1 protein-coding gene is annotated in these 1,047 nt (G+C 39.2%); it reads right to left on the bottom strand.

Going from position 1 to position 1,047, the window contains the following annotated elements; all coding sequences use genetic code 11:
• Positions 1–1,047: helicase-related protein (locus CBI42_RS10840; RefSeq protein ID WP_142294110.1), on the bottom strand; the 1,047-nt coding region annotated here is incomplete at both ends.

Raw genomic sequence — 1,047 nt, 5'->3', positions numbered from 1 at the left:
CTGTCAGCTTGATTATGACGGATAAGACGGTGTAGGGATTCCCCTGCTTCAGCTCTTTGATCAAAAGCTTGCTTGCCTACCGTCATAGAAAATGACTGGTCTTTCGATATTTCAGACTGTTGAATGTCGCCTTCATACTTGCTTAATCGTTTCTCAAGAATGGGCATATTTTCTTCACAGTAAGAGATTGTATGACGATAGTGATCCTTGCTGCGTTGAAAGGCGCGTCTTTGATTTTCTAATAGAGTTAGATCATTCTCTAGTTCCATCTTATATTTGAGATAAGGATTACCTGTTGCTAGTGCCTTAAAATCAGAAGCTGTCATGGTCTGTTCATCAATGTCTTCCGCAGCACGAATCGGCTCCTTAGAAGTCATAATCTGCTTAATATAACGAAGTTTGTTCTCCTGAGTTGCCCATAGATAATTATCAAATGAACCTTTGGTAATGTAGTGGTAAATATCCACTTCCTTGTTTTCATTTCCCTGTCGGATAATCCGTCCATTGCGTTGCTGAATGTCACTTGGTCTCCACGGTACATCCAGGTGATGAACTGCTTTCATCTTGCTCTGAACATTTAAACCTGTTCCTCCTTTTTCAGTTGAGGCAAGTAAGATCCGCACCTCTCCTGCATTGACCTTTCGAGACAAACTATTCTTCTTTTCATCACTATTGGCATCATGTACAAAGGCAATTTCCTTACTAGGGACTCCTCTATCAACTAATAAAGCCTTAATCTCAGAATAAACATCAAAGCCATTGTCCTTTTTCTTAGGTGTTCCAATATCCGAAAAAATCATCTGAGTAGCCTTATTTTCCATTCCTTCACGATAAATTCTTTCAACATTATCCACTACCTGAAGCAGTTTATGATTGTCTGTTAGACTATAACTAGAGTCTAATAAACGCATATCAATTGCTAGTTTCCGTGCTTCTCCTGTTATCTTTAACATGTTATCCTGACTCGGATCAACTGTTCCACATTTGACCGCATCTGACCTCATAACCAATTCTTCTAGATAGAGTTTCTGGTTTTCAGTTAACTCA

This window comes from Streptococcus sp. KR (genome assembly GCF_002238115.1).
Lineage (GTDB): Bacteria > Bacillota > Bacilli > Lactobacillales > Streptococcaceae > Streptococcus.
Note: the sequence above shows the minus strand (reverse complement) of the source record. Positions and strands in the feature narration are given on the sequence as shown.